Raw genomic sequence first — 18,989 nt, 5'->3', positions numbered from 1 at the left:
TCTCTTCACTTGCGCGGGAGGGGGCGCCCGTGTCGCGGACGGCTTAAGGCCGCGCAATAGCCCAAAGGTTTCTTGAATGTCTAGCGAGCTGGGGAAAAAAGGACGATGTGTGCCTATTCCTTCACAAACGGATGTCGTTTCGCACCGCGCAGGCAATCATGGAATATCGTTCCGCCCTATGCATGCTGGTGTTGGTGCTGCTCGTGCTGTGCAGTCAGCAGATCGAACAGATCCTCGGCTCGCAGGGCCGCAATCGCGGTTACCGGTTCAGCGACGCCGCGTAGCTGGAAGGATTGCAGCGCGCTCTCGGGGGCGGCAAAACCAGCGGCGTCCAGCACGGCGGCAGAGACCAGCAGTTCAACGCCCAGGGCTTTGGTCTCGGCCTCAAGCCTGCTGGCAGCATTGACGCTGTCGCCGATGATGGTGCGCGGGGCGTGATCGGCAGAGCCGATTTCGCCCTGAACAAGATCGCCCAGATGCAGGCCAATGCCGATCCGGACCGGCGGGCTTTCTTCTTCTTCCAGTCGCGCGTTGAAGGTCCGCAGCGCCGTACCAATCGCGGCCGCTGCATTCAGCGCCGCGCGGGCGGAACGAGCCGGGGAGCGGGCATCGAAGACCGCCAGCAGCCCATCGCCGAGGTATTTGTCCACGTGGCCGCCGGCCCCGGTGATCGCGGGTACGATGGCATCGAAGAACCGGTTCAGCAGGAACACTACATCATAAGGCAACTGACCTTCGGTACGGCTGGTAAAGCCGCGGATGTCGAGAAACAGGATGGCGAGCCTGCGTTCTTGCCCCTGGCTGGCGTGGGCCCGTGTGGTCCGTCCGTCGGGCCGGAACATGCGGCATACGGTCAGCGGTGCGGTAGGCCGGATCTGGCAGGCGAGCCGCATGGTACTGCTGGCCCGCACGGCGGCAAGGCTGCGCGCCTCAGCATCAGAAGGGGGATGCAGCGCATCCAATCCGTCTTCGACAACCACCCGGCAGGTGGTGCAACGCCCTTTGCCGCCGCAGAGAGAGGTATGAGGCACGCCGCTGGCGCGGGACATTTCCAAGAGGGTCAGCCCCTTTTCGGCGCTCACCACAGGACCGTTCACATAGGTGATCCGCACCGCCCGGCGCTTGCGCAATGCCTTTTGCAGCAGCACGGCGGTTCCGGTCAGCACAAGAAGCGCCAGAAACAGGCCGATCCAGAGGTTTTCATTCTCTCGGAGGCTTATGAACGTCGGCTGGTCGGGCCAGTTGTAATTCGCCATCAAAGCAGCCCGCTGGCTGCCTTCTACAAACAGATCGTAGATCCGGCGCCCTTCGCTCAGCGCGCCAGCCAGGGCAAAGGTGGGAATAAAGACGGAAAGACCGATCATGTAGGGTAGGGTACGGCGCCACCATCGTGTCAGCCGCAGCCAGTAGTGCAGCCCCATGCAGCCATGGATCCAGACGGCCAGCAACAGCAGTGCCTGCCACCAGATCGATGGCGAGTTCCACATCAGGACAAGGATGAAGCCCATCTCATCGTTGACGTTGTGAAGCTCATGCGCGTAGCGGGTGTAGGCAATGTGCCGCAACAGCTGCAATGGGATTAGAAGGCCAAGCCCCAACTGCACCGCCTCGTTCCAGGTCATCCGCCAGCTGCGTCGCCGGGTCAGTTGCCACAGGGCTAGCCCGGCATGCAGGATCAGCGCGCTATAGAGAATGACACCGCCCAGCACACTGCGGGTGATGATCTGGCGAGCGCTCTGCATGGCCTCCACCGCCGCAGGAGAGAACAGCGCCAGGCCCAGGTTGATGAAATGGAAGAACACATAGGTGAACAGGACCAGCCCGGTCACCATCCGGGTGCGGATTATCCAGTTGCCCTGCCACAGCACATGCGTCACCGGTTGCTCTCCCCCGTGTAGCCTGCGGTGACTGTGACGGGATGCCGCGATGCGGGTCAAGGCTCTGCAACAGGAAAGCCGCGCGCCCTGTGGGGGCGTGCGGCTGTTTTCGGCATCGGCTCCGGCCTGCGGCAGTATGGGCCGCCGGATGCCGGGATTGGCTTATTCCTGTTCGGCCAGGAACCGTTCGGCATCAAGGGCCGCCATGCAGCCCATCCCGGCCGAGGTCACGGCCTGACGGTATTTATGGTCGGTCAGATCGCCGGCTGCGAAAACACCGGGGACCGAGGTTTCGGTGGAGCCGGGCTTGACCTTCACATAGCCGCCGTTATGCAGCTCCAGCACATCCTTGACCAGTTCGGTTGCCGGGGCGTGGCCGATGGCGACAAAGACACCCTTACAGGGGATTTCCGAGATTTCGCCGGTCTGCACGTTCTTGACCTTGACGCCTTCAACGCCGAGCGGCGCATCGGTGCCGACGACCTCTTCCAGCTGATGAAACCACAGCGGTTCGATCTTGGGGTTCTTCAAAAGCCGGTCCTGCAGGATCTTTTCGGCGCGCAGCTCATCACGGCGGTGGATCAGGGTAACTTTGGAGGCAAAGTTGGTCAGGAACAGCGCCTCTTCAACGGCGGTGTTCCCGCCGCCGATCACCACGATTTCCTGACCGCGGTAGAAGAAGCCGTCGCAGGTGGCGCAGGCAGAGACGCCAAAGCCCTTGAATTTGTCCTCGGTCGGCAGGCCCAGCCATTTCGCGCGGGCGCCGGTCGCCAGGATCACGGCGTCTGCGGTGTAGGTGGTGCCGCTATCGCCCTTGGCGGTAAAGGGGCGCTGGCTGAGATCCAGATCGGTGATGATGTCTCCGATGATCTCGCAGCCCATCGCCTTGGCGTGGTCCTGCATGCGCACCATCAGATCAGGGCCCTGAACCTCTGTGTCGCCGGGCCAGTTTTCCACTTCGGTGGTGGTGGTCAGCTGGCCGCCCGGTTCGATGCCCTGTACCAGAATGGGTTCCAGCATGGCGCGGGAGGCATAGACCCCCGCAGTATATCCGGCCGGACCCGACCCGATGATCAGTACCTTGGTGTGACGCGTATCGCTCATCTCATATCCCCAAATCCGCAGGTTGGCGGGCAATCCGCCGTCAGCCACAGGATATAGCGACAGACCAGAGGCGCTTAAACCCCCGGCATCACCTTCGTGACGCAGCTGTTATCCGAGGCAGCTTGATCTTGCGGAGGGCAAAGATTATTGCGGCGCAGTGAAATAATATTGCGCGCTTTCGCGGCGCTGATATAAGAAACGCAAACTGACGGGAGCTTCCACAATGGTCACTACACGCCTTGATCCGATCGATCGCAAGATTTTGTCGGAACTGCAGGCCGATGGGCGCATGACCAACGTAGAACTGGCCAAACGCGTCGGAATTTCCGCGCCGCCCTGCCTGCGCCGGGTGCGTGCATTGGAGGAAGCAGGCCTGATCCGGGGCTATCATGCCGAGGTCAACAGCCGGGAGCTTGGCTTTGAGGTTCAGGTCTTTGCCATGGTGGGGCTGGAAAGCCAGGCCGAGGCAGAGCTGAGCGCATTCGAGGAAAAATGCCGCGGCTGGCCGCTGGTGCGCGAGTGTCACATGCTGAATGGCGAGGTGGATTTCATCCTCAAATGCGTCTCACCCGATCTCAGCACCTTTCAGAGTTTCCTGACCGGAGAGTTGCTGACCACGCCGAACGTGGCAAGCGTCAAGACATCGTTGGTGATCCGCGGTGCCAAGGACGAGCCGGGCGTGCCGTTCGACGTTCTCGAAGACCGTCTGGCGCTGGAACCCTGACCGGACCTGCGCCGGGTCGCGAGCAGCGACGTCGGCGGGTTGTTCAGATGGCTGCGTCTGCGCGCTCAAAGGCCAGCGGGCCGAAATCCGCAATCGCATCTGCGTGGCTGAAAAGGTTGAGGAATAGCGTCTTGATCGGATAGCTGACCAGTTTCAACGCATTCGGCCCGGGATGATAGGTTTCAAATTCCAGCCCCCCCACCTGAATGACCGCGTGCTGCGGCAGGCAGAGATGGAACATATCGACCACGGTCGGCGGTGAGGTTTCAAAGATATTCATGCCGTCCTGAAAATCCTGAACCGGAGTCAGCAACTTCTTGTCACTTGCATCCCGGCGCATATGCGGCGGCGTGCACAGCAGCCGCGCGGCAGGACCGGCCACGACGCAGGACATGGGTTTTTGCATTCCAAAACTGTCAGCCATGAAGCTGGTGAGCGGATGGGTCTGTCCCTTGGAATCGGCGCGCGCTGGAACCAGGCTGGTGGAACCTTTCCAGATCAACGGCTGATATTCCCCGGTTTGCGTTGCGATCATGTCACCGGGCCAGAGGTCCTCAATGGCGACGGGGCCCATATCGGTCTGCACCAGCGTTCCGCGGGTAAAGGCACAAAAGGCGTTTTCGAACAGTGGCAGGGCCGGCGCGATGTGACGGGTTTCCGCGACGGTTCCGTTGGACAAAAGGGCGCTGACCTCGAACCGGCGCAACTGCGGTTTGGTGACCATGCGCAGCGCGGCGGGATCCTGAAGCAGGGCAGTGGCTTCGGCTGCCGATGCAGCGGCCTGGTGCAGCGAGTGAGGCGTGTTCATAGCGTCAGGGCCTTTCTCAATTCGACTTCGGAACCACAGCCCCGCGGCTGCGGGGCATTCGGACTGTTTGATCAGGCACCGTCGTTTTTGCACCTGCGCCGGACCGGAGTGCCGGACTGGGCGGGAAGGTGACCGCAAGAGTTTAAGCAAACCTCTACACGGAAGAACCCCGCGCCCCGCATCCTGCCCAGGCCGGTCTTTCTTTGCATTTTCTGAACACAGGGAAGACGTCCAGAGGCTGCAATCCGCCGGGAAGTTAAGGCAAGTTTTCCGCCCTAACTCAGGCGCTTTTCAACGCCTTCGGGTCACTGCGGGTGCTGCGGCGGCGCTCTATTGATGCACGTCGCGCCACGCCGCGGTGCCAGGGCAATTTGCTTTTCTTGCTTTTGGCAGTTGCAACAATGGAAGCGATAAAACGGGTTCGTGCTGTCATTATTGCTCCTGCCGGGTCCATTCTGAACGATGTCTGTCTGAGCGCAGGTATCGGTAATCAATGCGACGTTATTGTGGCGCGGGCATGGAAAAGCCCCGGCAAAGCGGGGCCGGGGCGGTCACAATCCGGCTGCCGGGGATCTCCGGGAATTTTCAAAAGGGATCGGGGACGCGTGTGTTTTCTTTTTCCTACAGGCGGATACAGGCAATCAGCCTGCCATAATCAGCCTGTTTTTCGTGGGTGGCACGCCGATAGGAATAAAATCGCTTTGGATCGCTATAGGTGCAGTGGCCGGTCCATTCCGCCTCCGCAACCCCGGCGCTGCGCAGTTTATGCAGGCCAAGGCCGGGCAGGTCGAACAGCAAGCGGTCGCCTTCGCCATTGGCAAAGAAGCGCGCGTTCTCCGGGTTCTCGGCCATGAAGTCGTCGAAGAATTCGGGCCCGACCTCATAGGCGCGCTGCGAAATGGTCGGGCCGATGACGGCAAGGATATTGCTGCGGGTTGCGCCTAGATCCACCATCGCCTCCACCGTCGCGGAAAGCACCCCGTCCAGCGCCCCGCGCCAGCCGGCATGGGCGGCGCCGATCACTCCGGCCTCGGGGTCAGCAAACAACACCGGCTGGCAATCTGCTGTCAGGATCGAAAGGGCGACCCCGGGTGTGCGGGTAACCATGGCATCGGCTCTGTCCGGGCTGTTGCCAACCTCTTCGATTACCGCGACGTCGGGGGAATGCACCTGATTGACCCGGGCCAGCCTCTCCGGGGCGACCTCCATTGCGGCAGCAACGCGGGCGCGGTTCAGTTCGACCGCTTCACGCTGGTCCGAAGATCCAAGCCCGCAGTTCAGTCCCTCGAAAATGCCGGAGGATGCTCCGCCCCGGCGGGTAAAAAAACCATGCCGCACGGGGCCAAGAAGATCCGATGTCAGTATTTCCAGCGTCATGACTGAAGCCCCGGTGGTGGTGTCGCGTTGCCGGGGTAGAGACCCAGCACCTTGAACAGGTTTCCCATTTCCTCGGGGTGCGTCAACCGCCGATGTGCGGCGATCAAATTGTCGAGTGCATCGCCCTCTAGCGGTGCGGCAAGGGCGCGGGCGCGGTCGGTGATGCCCAGCCGCTCCAGAAACACGCCCTGCAGGGTCAGCCGCGTGGCCGCGCAGCCGTGCGCCTGTGCCGCCTGTGTCAGAACCTCAAAATCCACATGGGTGGTCAGGTCTGCGCAGCCGGGTGCCTCCAGCGGATCACAGGGCGCATGATCGCGCAGCGCTTGCAGCGTGTCGCCAAGCGAGCGCCAGTCGCCATAGTCCACGATCAGCGCCGCGCCACCATGCGCTGCGATACGTGTAGCAATTGCAGCGGTGATAGGGGCCGCGCCTTCGCAGAGTTCGACAAGGTCGCCCTCGCGGGTGTCCGCAAGCCGGTGGCTGAGCGCGGGCTGTTCGGTCACCGGGCCAAGGCCAAAGGTCAGCGTGCCGTTCTGCATGCCGATGCGTTTTTCGCGCCAGCCGGTACCATCGCGCAGGAACTGGCGCACGGGCAAGGCGTCAAAGAACTCATTGGCCACCAGAAATAGCGGCTGCTGTGGCAGGCTGTCGATGGTGTCGTGCCAGATCGGTTCAAACCCTGTCAGCGCCTTGGCCTGCGCCTCGCGCAGGGTGGGGGAGGCCTCTACCAGATGCAGCTCCAGCGCGGCGTGGAAACCGGGCACCGCGCGGGTGGCGCGCAACAGATCCGCCATCAGGGTGCCACGGCCAGGGCCAAGCTCGGCCAGGGTGAACGGCGCAGGCGCGCCCTGATCCAGCCAGCTTTGCGCCAGACACAGGCCCAGCAGCTCACCGAACATCTGGCTGATTTCCGGCGCCGTGGTGAAATCCCCGGCAGCGCCCAGCGGATCGCGGGTGGTATAATAGCCAAAGCGGGGGTTCAGCAGGCATTCGGCCATGTAATCGGCCAGGCTCATCGGCCCGTCGACATCGATGCGGGCAATCAGATGATCCAGCAGGCTCATGCCGTGATCCTCTGGCGGCGCAGGGCGGCGATGGCAAAGACCAGCCCCAGCGCGATCATCGGCAGCGACAGAAGCTGTCCCATGGTCAGCCCGTAGCCGCCGACATGCCAGGCAAGGCCGAGCGGATTGCCGGGGGTCACGAACTGCGCGTCGGGCTGGCGGGCGAATTCCACCAGGAACCGCGCCATGCCATAGCCCGCCAGAAACAGCCCCAGCACCAATCCGGGCCGGTGAAAGGCCCTGCGCCGCCAGGCCAGCCAGAGCAGCAGTGTCGCCAGCAGCGCGCCTTCCAGTAGCGCCTCATAAAGCTGCGACGGGTGCCGCGCGCAAATCTCGCCCAGGGCCTGCCCACAGTCCTGCGCGGCCTGTCCCGGAAAGGCGACGCCCCAGGGCAGATCCGTTGGTCGCCCCCAGAGTTCCGCATTGATGAAATTGGCCAGCCGTCCCAGCATCAGCCCGGGCGGCACGCTGACGGCCACCAGATCGGCCATCTGCAGCCGGGGTACACCGTGGCGCAGCGCAAAGATCCAGGCCGCCAGCACCACGCCGATCAGCCCGCCGTGAAAGGCCATGCCGCCTTCCCAGATCCGCAGGATCGCGGCCGGGTTGGAGAGGTAGTATCCCGGCTGGTAGAACAAAACGAACCCCAGCCGCCCGCCAAGGATCACGCCAATGATGATCCAAGTCAGCAGATCCTCAACCTGCTGCGGGCGCAGCGGTGGCTGGTTCGCGGGCCAGAGTGCGGGCTGTCGCAGAGCCGTCACTGCCAACCGCCAGGCGATCAGGATCCCGACGATATAGGCAAGCGCGTACCAGCGCAGCGCGAACTCAAAAGATCCGATGGTGATCGAGAAGATTTCGGGCGACAGGTCGGGGAATTGGATCATTGCGTGCATGTGCGACTGAATGCCTTTGCTCTGGAAGGGAAGTCAACGGCTTGCCCGCGGCCCTTTGGTTGCCCATATAGGGCATAAGCCTGATACGGAGAAGACGATGCAGAGCCGCAACAAGATCCTCGACGATATTTCCCAGCTGATGACCAATGCCATGGGTGTGGCCCACGGTGCACGCGAAGAAGCTGAAACCGCGATGAAGAGCATGATCGACCGCTGGCTGGCCGACCGTGATTTCGTGACACGCGAAGAATTTGACGCGGTGCGCGCCATGGCGCAGAAGGCCCGCGAAGAAAACGAAGCGCTGAAAGCCCGCCTCGATGCGCTTGAGGCCTCTGCCAAAAACTGATGACTGAAGATTAAAGACCGGACCCATCCAGAATACGCATGCGCCTGCGCGGGCGAAAAGCCCGCTTGGGTCCGGTGCAGGCGGCACGTCCCGGGAGTAACGGCCAAATAGCGCGGCGCCCTGATTGGGCCACCTGATTTGCGCCCGGGACCTTATCCACAGCTTTGCCGATATTTTGGGTGGCTTTCCGCTTCATCCACAACTTATTGCAGATATCCCCAAATAAAGGGTTGCCAGCGCCTATCCGGGTGTCCACCATATCTAGTATGGGAGCGGGGATGCCTCCCCGGTCCTTTGAGCGCAAAGCTAGCTCTAGCGGACCCGAAGAGGTGCGTATGCTAGATACCAGAGAGGTGGCATCATGGCCCTATCCGAGCATCATCTGGAAGACGACATCCACCCCATAGACATCGTTGAGAACGTTGCCTCCCATCATGACTGGGATTTTGACCGGATCGGCGATGATCAGATCGCCATGGCCGTCGAGGGGCAATGGCGCACCTATTCGGTAACCCTGGCCTGGTCGGGATATGAGGAAACCCTGCGGCTGGTGTGTAGCTTCGAAATGGATCCGCCTGAGGACAAGCTGCCGCTGCTCTACGACCTTCTCAACCGGATGAACGATCAGTGCTGGGCAGGGGCCTTTACCTATTGGGCCGAGCACAAGCTGATGCTTTATCGCTATGGCCTGATCCTGTCGGGCGGCCAATCTGCCAGCGCCGAGCAGATCGACGCGATGATCCAGGCGGCTGTGTCGAATTGCGAGCGTTACTACCCGGCCATTCAGCTGACCACCTGGGCCGGGCGCACGCCTCAGGAATCTCTTCAGGTCGCCATTGCAGAGGCTTATGGCCGCGCGTAAACCTGTGCCCTGAAACTGATGTAACAGCACAGGGGCAGGGACAATGGACATGACGGATATCGCGGATCGCGGGCTGGTCCTTTTGGGATGCGGCAAGATGGGCTCGGCGATGTTGGCCGGATGGTTGGACGGCGGATTGCCCGCAACCTCGGTTTGGGTTCTGGATCCCTATCCTTCGGACTGGCTGAAACAGACAGGCGTGACCATCAACGGCGGCCTGCCGCAGAACCCGGCCATCGTATTGATCGCGGTAAAGCCGCAGATGATGGGCGATGCGCTGCCGGGGCTTCAGGCGCTGGGCAATGGCGATACCCTGTTCATCTCGGTTGCCGCCGGCATCTCCTGTGCCAGCTACGAGGCGATGCTGGGAGAGAAGACCCCAATCGTGCGCGCCATGCCCAACACTCCCGCCGCCATCGGGCGCGGCATCACTGCCCTGATCGGCAACGGGCGCAGCAGCGGCGCCGATATGGATCTGGCCGAAACCCTCTTGTCCGCGATCGGCCAGACGGTGCGGCTGCAGTCCGAGGATCAGATGGATGCGGTCACCGGCGTCAGCGGCTCCGGGCCTGCCTATGTGTTCCACCTGATCGAAACACTGGCCGCCGCAGGTGCGGCGCAGGGGCTGCCCGCCGATCTGGCGATGAAATTGGCCAAGGCCACTGTGGCGGGCGCAGGGGCGCTGGCCGAGGCGGCCGAGGAAGATCCTGCCCAGTTGCGGGTGAACGTGACCAGCCCCAATGGCACCACCCAGGCGGCGCTTGAGGTGCTGATGGACAAGGACAGCGGTTTCCCGCCCCTGCTGAGCCGGGCGGTTGCCGCTGCTGCAAACCGATCCAAGGAGTTGTCCGGTGGCTGAGATTTCTTTTGATGATTTCCTGAAGGTCGACATCCGCGTTGGCACCGTGGTGCGGGCAGAACCCTACCCGGAGGCGCGCAAACCGGCGATCAAGATGTGGATCGATTTCGGCGATGACATCGGTGAGAAGAAAACCTCGGCCCAGGTGACCGCGCATTACACGCCGGAAACGCTGGTGGGAAAACAGGTTGTGGCGGTGGTCAATTTCCCGCCGCGCCAGATCGGCAAGTTCATGTCAGAGGTTTTGGTGCTTGGCCTGCCGGATGAGGCCGGGGAGATCCGGCTGATCGGGCCGGATGGTCCGGTGCCATTGGGCGGAAGGATGCACTGAGCGATGAAACTTTGGATTACCCGGCCGATGACAGCGGCTGTCGAGGCCCGCGCGCGGGAAGAGTTCGATGTGGATATCCGCCCCGATACGGGCGTGCTGAGCCGCGCGGAAATGCAGCGTGCCTTGCGGGATTATGACGTTGTCATGCCGACGCTGGGCGACCGGTTCGATGCCGAGATCTTTGCCGCGGTGCCTGCGCCGCGGTGTCGGCTGCTGGCGAATTTCGGCGTTGGCTACAACCATATTGACGTAGAGGCCGCCCGGGCCGCCGGTGTTGCTGTGACAAACACGCCGGGCGCGGTCACCGATGCGACTGCCGATATCGCGATGACCTTGCTGCTGATGTCGGCCCGCCGCGCAGGCGAGGGGGAGCGGCTCGTGCGCGATGGCAGCTGGGAAGGCTGGCACCCGACCCAGATGCTGGGTCAGCATGTTACGGGAAAGACCGTCGGCATCGTCGGCCTTGGCCGCATCGGGGGCGCCATCGGGCAGCGCTGCCATTTCGGATTTGGCATGAAGGTCCTCTACACCGCCCGCAGCGACAAGGATCCGGGATTCCCCGTCACCCGCTGCGCCGATCTGGCAGAGATGGCGGCGCAGGTCGATTTCCTGGTGGTGGCTGTCCCCGGTGGCGCTGACACCCGACATATGGTCGATGAGGCCGTGCTCACCGCGATGCAGCCTCATGCGCATTTGATCAATATCGCCCGCGGCGAGATCGTGAAGGAAGCGGCCTTGATCGCTGCCCTGCGCGAAAAACGCATCGCCGGGGCTGGCCTTGATGTCTATGAATTCGAGCCGGAGGTGCCCGAGGCGCTGCGGGCGCTTGATACCGTGACCCTGCTGCCACATCTGGGCACCGCTACTGAGGAGGTGCGCAGCAACATGGGGCATATGGTTCTGGACAATGTCGCGGCCTTCATCGCCGGGCGGGAACTGCCCAACCCGGTTTGAACCAATCGGGGGCGGTCAGGTTTTGGAACCGTCCCCGACCGCTTCGCGCCAGTGACGGCGGCAGAGCGAGGCATAAGTTTCATTGCCGCCGATCTGCACCTGATCACCCGTGGTGATCGCACGGCCCTGATCGTCCTGTCGGATCACCATGGTGGCCTTCTTGCCGCAATGGCAGATGGTTCGCACCTCGCGCATTTCATCGGCTAGCGCCAAGAGGGTGGCGGATCCGGGAAACAGGTTGCCCTGAAAATCTACCCGCAGCCCGTAGCACAGAACCGGCACCCCCAGATCATCGACCACACGAGCCAGTTGCCAGACCTGATCTGGCGACAGGAATTGTGCTTCGTCCACAAAAATACTGGCAACGCTGCCTTGTGACAGGCGTAATTTGATTTTTGCGAACAGGTCCTCGCCCGCACAGAACACATCGGCCTCGGCGCTGATGCCAATCCGCGAAGCAATCCGGCCCTTGCCTGCCCGATCATCGACACGTGCGGTCAGAAGGTAGGTGTCCATGTTGTTTTCGCGGTAGTTGTGCGAGGCCTGAAGCAGCACGGCGGATTTACCGGCATTCATGGTGGAGTAGTTGAAATAGAGCTTTGCCATGCGTGCGGTTTACCCTTTGGCAATGGCTGAGTGAACCGCAAAATAATCCCGGATCGTGGGGATGCAGAGGGCAGTGCGGATCACAGGATTCGAACCCTGATGTCCAAAATACGCCCCCCCACAGCAGCCCGACCAGTCCGGGTCGAAATAGACCCTAGGGATGGATACAGGCACGCGCCACTGGGGAGGACGCCTAAAGAAGGATATGTCGTACACCCGAAACAGATGCTTGACCTCTCCCACTCATATTGAAGCGCAACCTCACTCACAAAGTTTGCTTCAACCCCAAACAAAGATGCACAATAGCATCTGGGCCACTCGTTAAATCCCTGAAAACCCAAGGGATGGCGCTAGTATTGCAATTCGTTTAAAAGGACTTCATGGGAAATTAACAAGTTCATTCCCCGCCCCGGGGCGGCTTATGAGGCAAGATTTACATGGCAGAGATCGGCAGGTACCTGAAAAAGCATACCGAAGCGCTGGTTAAGGACGTTGGCATAGAGGCCGCCTGTCAGATTACAGGCAAGTCCAAGGCGACATTGGGTCGTTACTATTCAGACAATGCCGAACATACGGAACGGTTCATGCCGGTGGATTCCGTGGCCAAACTTGAGGGGGCTGCTTCTTTTCCGCATGTGACCTCGGCGCTCGCGGATCTGAAGAATATCACGCTGTCCTATAATCACTCCGACGATTCGGGCGTGGAAAGTGTCGGGCGCACAGGCGGGGTGAATGCCGACGTGATCGCGCTGAGCCAGCGGTTTGCAACCCTGATGAGCGAATATCAGGAAGCCATCGCTGATGGCATCATCACCGTCAATGAGGCCAAGCGCTTGCTGCGGGAAACGGTCCTGTTGCAACAGGTCCTGCTGGATATGAAATTGCATCTCGAAGAAGAGAGCAACTGACGCTCTCGGACGTTTCATTGCGGGGCAATAGTCCCGCTGGTAGGCCCCGACGGACTGCGGGGCCTTTTCCGTTTTTAGCCCATATGGCGGCGCAGGATCGCTGAGCCGACCGAATAGCCGGCGCCGAAGGAACAGATCAGGCCAATCTCCTGGTCGGCCATGTCATCGGAATTCTGCGCAAAGGCGATGATCGAGCCTGCCGATGATGTATTGGCATAGTCCTGCAGGATATTGGGCTGCTCGCCGGGCTCCGGGGTGCGGCCCAGAACCTTTTTGCCAATGAAATCATTCATCGCCTTGTTCGCCTGATGCAGCCACAGGCGCTTCAGATCGTCACTGGCAATGCCACTGTCAGCCAGATGGGTGCTGATGTGCTCGCTGACCATGGGCAGCACTTCCTTGAACACCTTGCGGCCGTTCTGCATGAACTGCATGTCGCGGCGGTCTGCGACCCCGTCGGGGCGCGAGCGGCGCAAGAAGCCGTTGTTGTTGCGGATATTGTTGGAAAATTCGGTGGCACAGCGGGTCGATAGGATTTCGAAATACGGCCCCTTGGCGTCTTCGATCCGTTCCACCAGGGTTGCGGTCGCCACATCGCCAAAGATGAAGTGGCAGTCACGGTCGCGCCACTCCAGATGCCCCGAGCAGATTTCGGGGTTTACCACCAGCGCCGAGCGGATGCTGCCAGAGCGGATCATATCCGCGGCCACCTGCAGGCCAAACGTGGCCGAGGAACAGGCGACGTTCATGTCGAAGGCAAATCCGTCGATGCCGAGGAGTTTCTGGATCTCGATTGCCACCGCGGGGTAGGGGCGTTCCATATTGGAGGCCGCACAGATCACGGCGTCTACGTCGCCCGCGGTCTTGCCTGCCTGTGCCAGAGCCTTGGTCGCCGCATCGACGCCCATTTCCGCCATGATGCCCGGTTCGTCATCGCTGCGCTGGCGCAGCAGCGGGTGCATGACCTCGGGGTCGAGAATTCCCGTCTTGTCCATCACATAGCGCTGCTCGATGCCAGAGGCCTTGACGATGAACTCTTCCGAAGAGTGCTGCATCGGGGCCATTTCGCCCGCTGCGATGGCCTCGGCGTTCTTTTCGTTCATGCGGTCGGCGTAGGCGTTGAACGCCACGACCAGCTCGGCATTGGTGATGATCTGAGACGGGGTGAAGACCCCGGTGCCGGTTATGGCGGCTGTGTGCATGGTAACGGATCCCGAGTTCGCAAAGTGCCGTATATCTGGGCATTTTGCGTGCGGAAGGTCAAGGTCAGCCGCAAGCTGCCGCAGGGGCAAGCAGGCACAGTGGGGCAGTGTTCGGGGAATGTGAACTTCTTCACATGAAAAGTTCATTCACTGAAGTAATCTGCTGCGAATCCCGCACCACGGCGATCCGCTGGTGCACACCCTCTTTGCAACCGGGCCTGGCCTCATGACCGATGACACCTTGCAGCTATCGCCGGAGATCCGGTCTCTGATGGGCGTTTATGCGCTCTACTGGATGCTGGACGATGCGGTTGAGCGTATGGATCAGGCGCCGCGGATCGGGCGGTTGGAAAGCCGGATCCTGATCCGGCTGGACCGGCCCCGGCGCATGGGGGCGCTGGCACAACTGTTGCTGACTGGCCCCCCGTCCGTCACCGCGGCAGCGGATCGGCTTGAGGAGATGGGTCTTGTGCAGCGGCTGCCCGACCCGGATGACCGGCGGGCGCTGTTGCTGCATCTGACCGACCAGGGCCGCGCCGTGCGAAGCCAGCTGGACGAGGAGGCCCGCCGACTGTTCCGCCAGGTCTCTGGCCTTTCAACGGACGAGATCGCGCAGTTCGCGGCGCTATGTGAAAAAATACATGATACGAGTACAGGAAACGGCGCCCCGCTGGGATGCCCGGATCCGAAAGGAGACAGAGAATGAAAATCTTCCACCGAGTGTCACGGCTGATCCTGCCCGCGCTCGCCCTCTCGGCCCTGGTGCAGGTAGGGCCGCTGGCGGCGCAAGAGACGGCCAAACCGGTCAAGCTGCTGAAAACGCAGGCGGGCAGCGTGTTGGTTGAGCGCCAGTTCTTTGGTCAGGTGGCGGCGAAACAATCCGTCGACCTTGCCTTTCAGGTGGGCGGTCAGGTGCTGGAGTTTCCGGTGGCGCAGGGCACCGTGGTGCCCGAAGGGCAGCTTGTTGCGCAACTGGACCTGGAACCTTTTGAGCTGAAACTGGAACAGGCCCGGCTGCAAAAGGCGCAGGCGGACCGCACGGTGGCACGGATGGAGAAACTGACCGGGACGGTCAGCCAGGTGTCCATCGATGATGCGGAAACCCAGGCTGGTCTGGCCGGGGTCGCCCTGCGGGACGCGGAATACGCCTTGCAGCATGCGACGCTGACGGCGCCCTTCGATGCGCTGGTCTCCAGCCGCGAGGTCGAGAAATTCACCACGGTCAGCGCCGGGACGCCCATCGTCCGGCTGCACGATATGTCTGAACTGCACATCAAGGTGGATGTGCCTGAAATCCTGTTTCAGCAGGCAAATGCAGATGAAAAGGTCGATATCACGGCCTCCTTCCCGGGCTGGGACGCCACCTATCCGGTTGAAATTCTTGAATTCGATGCCGAGGCCAGCAGTGTTGGGCAGACCTACCGGGTGACCTTCCGTCTGGCGCCTCCTAAGGATCGGCAGATCCTGCCCGGGGCCTCGGTTTCAGTGCGGGTGCTGGTCAATACCGGTGCTGCGGCGATCCGCCTGCCGGCAACGGCCATCGTGGTGTCCCCCGAAGGGCAGACTGGTGTGATGGTCTTTAGCCCCACCGGGGCCGACAATGGCACGGTCGCCTGGCGGCCTGTCACTGTGACGCCGACGCAGGATGGCGATTTCACCGTCACCGAAGGTCTGACTGGCGGTGAAGAGGTGGTTCTGGCGGGCGGCACCGCCCTGTCGGACGGGCAGGCGGTACGCCGCTTTGCCGGTTTCGCGAACTGAGGGCGGGCAGATGGATATTGCACGCGGCTCAATCGAAAAACCGCTTTATACATGGCTGATCATGTTGATCGCCCTGTTCGGGGGCATCTGGGGTTTCCTGTCGCTGGGACGGCTTGAGGATCCGGCCTTTACCATCAAACAGGCTGTCATCGTGACCCAGTATCAGGGCGCCACGGCAGAGCAGGTGGCGCTGGAGGTCTCTGAACCGCTGGAGTCTGCGATCCAGAAAATGGCCGAGGTCGATATCATCACCTCGATCAACCAGCCGGGCCAATCCCTGATCGAAGTTGAAATCAAATCGACCTATGACGGCAGCGAGCTTCCCGCCGTCTGGACCAAACTGCGCGCGAAGATCCGCGATGCGGCCCTGTCCCTGCCCGAAGGCACAAGTCAGCCCTTCGTGAACGATGCCTTCGGGGATGTGTTCGGCCTGTTCTATGCCGTCACCGCAGACGGATTCAGCGATGCGGAAAAGCATGAACTGGCAACTTTCCTGCGGCGGGAGCTGCTGACGGTTGATGGGGTTGCCGATGTGGATGTCTCCGGCCTGCCGGACGAAGCGATCTATGTCGAACCCGACCTGCCGATTTCGGTCAACTTGAATGTACCACTGACGGCGATCGCCAATGCCATCGCCACCTCCAACTCGGTTCGCCCGGCGGGCAAACTGGATGCGGGCGATGCCGACACCCGGCTTCTGGCGCCGCAAGGATCGGACAGTGTTTCGGAAATCGCCGGTCTTTCTGTTGGGGTACAGGGCGAGGTGATCAACGTGATCGACATGGCCAAGGTCCACCGCGGCCGGGTTGCTGATCCCGATCTGATCGTGCGCTACAATGGGGCCGAGGCCTTTACTCTTGGGGTGGCCGGTATCGCGTCGGAAAACATCGTGGATGTGGGCAAGAACGTCGATGCCAAGCTGGCGCAGCTGGACAGTGACATCCCCTATGGCGTGTCGCTGCAGCCGATCTATCAGCAGCACGTGGTGGTCGAGCAGGCCTCGAATGACTTCCTGGTGAACCTGGCGATGTCCGTCGCCATCGTGGTTGTGGTTCTGGCGCTGTTCATGGGCATGCGCGCGGCCATTGTCGTTGGCGTGACCTTGCTGCTGACCGTGGTCGGGACGCTCTTGTTCATGAACCTTTTCAGCATCGAGATGGAGCGGATTTCCCTGGGCGCGCTGATCATTGCCATGGGGATGCTGGTGGACAATGCCATCGTGGTTGCCGAGGGCATGCAGATCTCGATGCTGCGGGGCAAGAACTCTCGCGATGCCGCGCATGAGGCCGCCAGCAAGACGCAGATCCCGCTTTTGGGCGCGACTGTCATCGGGATCATGGCCTTTGCCGGTATCGGCCTCAGCCCGGATTCCACCGGTGAATTCCTCTTCTCGCTGTTTGCCGTGATCGGCATTTCGCTGCTGCTGAGCTGGCTTCTAGCGCTGACGGTGACGCCGTTGCTGGGGCATTATTTCTTCAAACGCGGCACTGGTGGCGGTGGCGACGAATACGGCGGGCTGATTTTCCGCGCCTATGGCGCCAGCCTGCGCCTGGCGCTCAAACTGCGCTGGCTGGTGGTGGTAGGGCTGATCGCCCTGACGACCGTGTGCTACATAGGCTTTGGACAGGTCAAACAGGCGTTTTTTCCCGACTCCAACACGCCTCTGTTCTTCGTACATCTGAAACTGCCGCAGGGCACCTCGATTCACACCACTTCGGCGCAGCTGCAACGGGTCGAAGACTGGTTGGCCGAGCGTCCCGATGTGGAATCAACCGCGGCCTTTGTGGGGCAGGGGGCGACCCGTTTCATGCTGACCTATTCGGCGGAAAAGGCGAACTCCAGCTATGGCCACCTGATCATCCGCGCGAGCAGCCTGCAGGAAATCCCGGCGCTTCAGGCCGATCTTGAGGCCTTTGGGCGCAGCAATTTCCCCGAGGCGGAATTCCGCACCAAACGTCTGGTCTTTGGCCCAGGCGGCGGTGATCCCGTTCAGGTTCGTTTCTCGGGTCCCGATCCGGCGGTTCTGCGCCAGCTGGGGGAGGAAGCCATGGTTCGGCTGAAAGACGGCTCTGACAGTATCCTGAGCGTGCGGCACAATTGGCGTGAACAGGAACTGGTGCTGGAGCCGATCTATGCCACAGACCGGGCACAGACGGCGGGGATCACCCGCGAGGATATCGCGGGCACCTTGCAGTTCTCCACCGACGGGGTGACGGCGGGCATGTTCCGTGAACGCGACCGGCAGATCCCGATCATCCTGCGCAGATCGCCGGAGGATCAGTTCAACATCATGGATCAGCTGGTCTTCTCCACCTCGTCGAACCGTTTCATGCCTCTGGAACAGATGATCGACGGGGTCGAGATCAAGGTGCAGAACACCCTGATGCATCGCCGCGACCGGGTGTTTACCCTGACCGTGGGGGCGGATATCGCGCCGGATGTCACTGCTGCGACAGTGTTCAAGGAGGTGCAGAACAGCATCGAGGAGATCGCCCTGCCGCCGGGCTACCGGATGGAATGGGGCGGGGAGCACGAAAGCTCGGCCGACGCCAACAAGAGCCTTGGCGCGCAGCTTCCGGTGTCCCTGCTGATCATGGTGCTGATCTCGGTCCTGCTGTTCAATGCGATCCGTCAGCCGGTGATCATCTGGTTGCTGGTGCCGATGTCGGTCAACGGCGTGGTCATCGGGCTTCTGGGCACCGGTCTGCCCTTTACCTTTACCGCGCTTCTTGGGCTCCTCAGCCTGTCGGGCATGCTGATCAAGAACGGCATCGTCCTGGTCGAGGAAATCGATCTGGTGCGCGCCGAAGGGCGGCCGCTGCGCGAGGCGATTGTCGAGGCGTCGGTGTCGCGTTTGCGTCCGGTGATGCTGGCCGCGATCACCACGATCCTTGGCATGGCGCCCCTGCTGAGCGATGCTTTCTTCGTGTCGATGGCGATCACGATTATGGGCGGTCTGGCCTTTGCCACCGTGCTGACGCTGGTGGCGGCGCCGGTGTTCTACCTGATCTTCTTTGCACGCGATGAAAAACGGGAAGCCTCCGCAGCCTGACCTGACGGTCTGGTAGCAAACTCAAAAGGCCCCGGATATTTCCGGGGCCTTTTTGCATCTGCGCGGATCGCACCGGTTGCGCAGCGTCAGATCAGCGGCACGAAGGGTACATCGCAGGCACTGAGTGTCATCAGGGTCAGAAGAGTGATCATCATGCGCATTTTGGCGCTCCTTTGGTTTTGCTGCTCGATCACGGCAGCTGACCCCAAAGCGCCGCACAGGTCAAACCTTTCTCCGTGCCGCAGAGAGTTGACGGTG

The 18,989-nt window shown here is 61.6% G+C and carries 19 protein-coding genes; 10 read left to right on the top strand and 9 right to left on the bottom strand.

Going from position 1 to position 18,989, the window contains the following annotated elements:
- Window positions 1–176 precede the first annotated feature (176 nt).
- Both AC5SSZ_RS11250 and trxB read right to left on the bottom strand, forming a co-directional pair.
- Window positions 177–1,877 (bottom strand): adenylate/guanylate cyclase domain-containing protein, encoded by a 1,701-nt coding sequence (locus tag AC5SSZ_RS11250; protein WP_495438223.1) that lies wholly within the window; start codon window positions 1,875–1,877, stop codon window positions 177–179.
- 162 nt (window positions 1,878–2,039) lie between these two features.
- Window positions 2,040–2,981: a thioredoxin-disulfide reductase gene (trxB, locus tag AC5SSZ_RS11245; protein WP_065272904.1), complete on the bottom strand. Its 942-nt coding sequence runs from the start codon at window positions 2,979–2,981 to the stop codon at window positions 2,040–2,042.
- A 223-nt stretch (window positions 2,982–3,204) separates the two neighbouring features.
- On the opposite strand from trxB, the gene AC5SSZ_RS11240 reads away from it, so the two are divergent.
- Window positions 3,205–3,705 carry an Lrp/AsnC family transcriptional regulator gene (locus AC5SSZ_RS11240; RefSeq protein ID WP_065272905.1) on the top strand — a complete coding sequence of 167 codons (501 nt, stop codon included), beginning with the start codon at window positions 3,205–3,207 and terminating at the stop codon, window positions 3,703–3,705.
- A 43-nt stretch (window positions 3,706–3,748) separates the two neighbouring features.
- Here the strand turns inward: AC5SSZ_RS11240 and AC5SSZ_RS11235 are convergent, their stop codons facing one another.
- From AC5SSZ_RS11235 to lgt, 5 genes are all read right to left on the bottom strand, one after another.
- On the bottom strand, window positions 3,749–4,513 hold the full coding sequence (locus AC5SSZ_RS11235) for a Hint domain-containing protein (protein ID WP_065272906.1): 765 nt from the start codon (window positions 4,511–4,513) through the stop codon (window positions 3,749–3,751).
- Window positions 4,514–4,793: 280 nt separating this feature from the next.
- Complete coding sequence (locus AC5SSZ_RS11230; protein ID WP_495438222.1) at window positions 4,794–4,946, bottom strand: hypothetical protein; 153 nt, start codon at window positions 4,944–4,946, stop codon at window positions 4,794–4,796.
- A gap of 188 nt (window positions 4,947–5,134) precedes the next feature.
- On the bottom strand, window positions 5,135–5,890 hold the full coding sequence (pgeF, locus tag AC5SSZ_RS11225) for a peptidoglycan editing factor PgeF (RefSeq protein ID WP_369001933.1): 756 nt from the start codon (window positions 5,888–5,890) through the stop codon (window positions 5,135–5,137).
- On the bottom strand, window positions 5,887–6,954 hold the full coding sequence (locus AC5SSZ_RS11220; RefSeq protein WP_495438221.1) for a class I SAM-dependent methyltransferase: 1,068 nt from the start codon (window positions 6,952–6,954) through the stop codon (window positions 5,887–5,889). Before AC5SSZ_RS11220 ends, pgeF begins: the two co-directional genes overlap by 4 nt.
- Window positions 6,951–7,850 (bottom strand): prolipoprotein diacylglyceryl transferase, encoded by a 900-nt coding sequence (gene lgt / locus AC5SSZ_RS11215; protein WP_495438220.1) that lies wholly within the window; start codon window positions 7,848–7,850, stop codon window positions 6,951–6,953. The genes AC5SSZ_RS11220 and lgt overlap by 4 nt, the downstream gene beginning before the upstream one ends.
- A 97-nt stretch (window positions 7,851–7,947) precedes the next feature.
- On the opposite strand from lgt, the gene AC5SSZ_RS11210 reads away from it, so the two are divergent.
- From AC5SSZ_RS11210 to AC5SSZ_RS11190, 5 genes are all read left to right on the top strand, one after another.
- Window positions 7,948–8,196, top strand: coding sequence for an accessory factor UbiK family protein (locus AC5SSZ_RS11210; protein WP_065272910.1), 249 nt, complete (start codon window positions 7,948–7,950; stop codon window positions 8,194–8,196).
- Between the two features lie 361 nt (window positions 8,197–8,557).
- Complete coding sequence (locus AC5SSZ_RS11205; protein WP_065272911.1) at window positions 8,558–9,058, top strand: type III secretion system chaperone family protein; 501 nt, start codon at window positions 8,558–8,560, stop codon at window positions 9,056–9,058.
- A 43-nt stretch (window positions 9,059–9,101) separates the two neighbouring features.
- Window positions 9,102–9,917, top strand: a complete 816-nt coding sequence (proC, locus tag AC5SSZ_RS11200; RefSeq protein ID WP_495438219.1) for a pyrroline-5-carboxylate reductase — start codon at window positions 9,102–9,104, stop codon at window positions 9,915–9,917.
- Window positions 9,910–10,248, top strand: a complete 339-nt coding sequence (locus AC5SSZ_RS11195) for a tRNA-binding protein (protein ID WP_065272913.1) — start codon at window positions 9,910–9,912, stop codon at window positions 10,246–10,248. The genes proC and AC5SSZ_RS11195 overlap by 8 nt, the downstream gene beginning before the upstream one ends.
- Before the next feature lie 3 nt (window positions 10,249–10,251).
- Entirely contained in the window at window positions 10,252–11,202 is a 951-nt protein-coding gene (locus tag AC5SSZ_RS11190) for a 2-hydroxyacid dehydrogenase (protein WP_495438218.1), read from the top strand.
- Between the two features lie 15 nt (window positions 11,203–11,217).
- On the opposite strand, the gene AC5SSZ_RS11185 is transcribed toward AC5SSZ_RS11190, so the two are convergent.
- Window positions 11,218–11,808: a thymidine kinase gene (locus tag AC5SSZ_RS11185; RefSeq protein ID WP_495438217.1), complete on the bottom strand. Its 591-nt coding sequence runs from the start codon at window positions 11,806–11,808 to the stop codon at window positions 11,218–11,220.
- A 437-nt stretch (window positions 11,809–12,245) separates the two neighbouring features.
- Here AC5SSZ_RS11185 and AC5SSZ_RS11180 point away from each other — a divergent pair, with 437 nt between their 5' ends.
- Window positions 12,246–12,716, top strand: a complete 471-nt coding sequence (locus AC5SSZ_RS11180) for a hypothetical protein (protein WP_065272916.1) — start codon at window positions 12,246–12,248, stop codon at window positions 12,714–12,716.
- Between the two features lie 74 nt (window positions 12,717–12,790).
- On the opposite strand, the gene AC5SSZ_RS11175 is transcribed toward AC5SSZ_RS11180, so the two are convergent.
- Window positions 12,791–13,918 (bottom strand): beta-ketoacyl-ACP synthase III, encoded by a 1,128-nt coding sequence (locus AC5SSZ_RS11175; protein WP_495438216.1) that lies wholly within the window; start codon window positions 13,916–13,918, stop codon window positions 12,791–12,793.
- A 226-nt stretch (window positions 13,919–14,144) separates the two neighbouring features.
- Between AC5SSZ_RS11175 and AC5SSZ_RS11170 the strand changes: the two genes are divergently transcribed.
- Genes AC5SSZ_RS11170 through AC5SSZ_RS11160 form a run of 3 tightly spaced genes read left to right on the top strand, consistent with a single transcriptional unit; the run spans window position 14,145 to window position 18,731 of the window.
- A complete protein-coding gene (locus tag AC5SSZ_RS11170; RefSeq protein ID WP_368948225.1) occupies window positions 14,145–14,624 on the top strand; it encodes a MarR family winged helix-turn-helix transcriptional regulator in 480 nt (159 codons plus the stop codon).
- Window positions 14,621–15,679, top strand: coding sequence for an efflux RND transporter periplasmic adaptor subunit (locus tag AC5SSZ_RS11165; protein ID WP_274868615.1), 1,059 nt, complete (start codon window positions 14,621–14,623; stop codon window positions 15,677–15,679). The genes AC5SSZ_RS11170 and AC5SSZ_RS11165 overlap by 4 nt, the downstream gene beginning before the upstream one ends.
- A gap of 10 nt (window positions 15,680–15,689) precedes the next feature.
- Entirely contained in the window at window positions 15,690–18,731 is a 3,042-nt protein-coding gene (locus AC5SSZ_RS11160) for an efflux RND transporter permease subunit (RefSeq protein WP_495438215.1), read from the top strand.
- Window positions 18,732–18,989 lie beyond the last annotated feature (258 nt).

Source organism: Phaeobacter sp. CC-HEC084, assembly GCF_059429255.1.
Note: the sequence above shows the minus strand (reverse complement) of the source record. Positions and strands in the feature narration are given on the sequence as shown.

Coding starts and splice junctions, on each gene's coding strand:
- AC5SSZ_RS11190 (WP_495438218.1), top strand. CDS start 10,252: ATGAAACTTTGGATTACCCGGCCGATGACAGCGGCTGTCGAGGCCCGC.
- AC5SSZ_RS11220 (WP_495438221.1), bottom strand. CDS start 6,954: ATGAGCCTGCTGGATCATCTGATTGCCCGCATCGATGTCGACGGGCCG.
- AC5SSZ_RS11160 (WP_495438215.1), top strand. CDS start 15,690: ATGGATATTGCACGCGGCTCAATCGAAAAACCGCTTTATACATGGCTG.
- AC5SSZ_RS11170 (WP_368948225.1), top strand. CDS start 14,145: ATGACCGATGACACCTTGCAGCTATCGCCGGAGATCCGGTCTCTGATG.
- AC5SSZ_RS11230 (WP_495438222.1), bottom strand. CDS start 4,946: ATGACAGCACGAACCCGTTTTATCGCTTCCATTGTTGCAACTGCCAAA.
- pgeF (WP_369001933.1), bottom strand. CDS start 5,890: ATGACGCTGGAAATACTGACATCGGATCTTCTTGGCCCCGTGCGGCAT.
- AC5SSZ_RS11205 (WP_065272911.1), top strand. CDS start 8,558: ATGGCCCTATCCGAGCATCATCTGGAAGACGACATCCACCCCATAGAC.
- AC5SSZ_RS11185 (WP_495438217.1), bottom strand. CDS start 11,808: ATGGCAAAGCTCTATTTCAACTACTCCACCATGAATGCCGGTAAATCC.
- trxB (WP_065272904.1), bottom strand. CDS start 2,981: ATGAGCGATACGCGTCACACCAAGGTACTGATCATCGGGTCGGGTCCG.
- lgt (WP_495438220.1), bottom strand. CDS start 7,850: ATGCACGCAATGATCCAATTCCCCGACCTGTCGCCCGAAATCTTCTCG.
- AC5SSZ_RS11180 (WP_065272916.1), top strand. CDS start 12,246: ATGGCAGAGATCGGCAGGTACCTGAAAAAGCATACCGAAGCGCTGGTT.
- proC (WP_495438219.1), top strand. CDS start 9,102: ATGGACATGACGGATATCGCGGATCGCGGGCTGGTCCTTTTGGGATGC.
- AC5SSZ_RS11235 (WP_065272906.1), bottom strand. CDS start 4,513: ATGAACACGCCTCACTCGCTGCACCAGGCCGCTGCATCGGCAGCCGAA.
- AC5SSZ_RS11210 (WP_065272910.1), top strand. CDS start 7,948: ATGCAGAGCCGCAACAAGATCCTCGACGATATTTCCCAGCTGATGACC.
- AC5SSZ_RS11240 (WP_065272905.1), top strand. CDS start 3,205: ATGGTCACTACACGCCTTGATCCGATCGATCGCAAGATTTTGTCGGAA.
- AC5SSZ_RS11165 (WP_274868615.1), top strand. CDS start 14,621: ATGAAAATCTTCCACCGAGTGTCACGGCTGATCCTGCCCGCGCTCGCC.
- AC5SSZ_RS11175 (WP_495438216.1), bottom strand. CDS start 13,918: ATGCACACAGCCGCCATAACCGGCACCGGGGTCTTCACCCCGTCTCAG.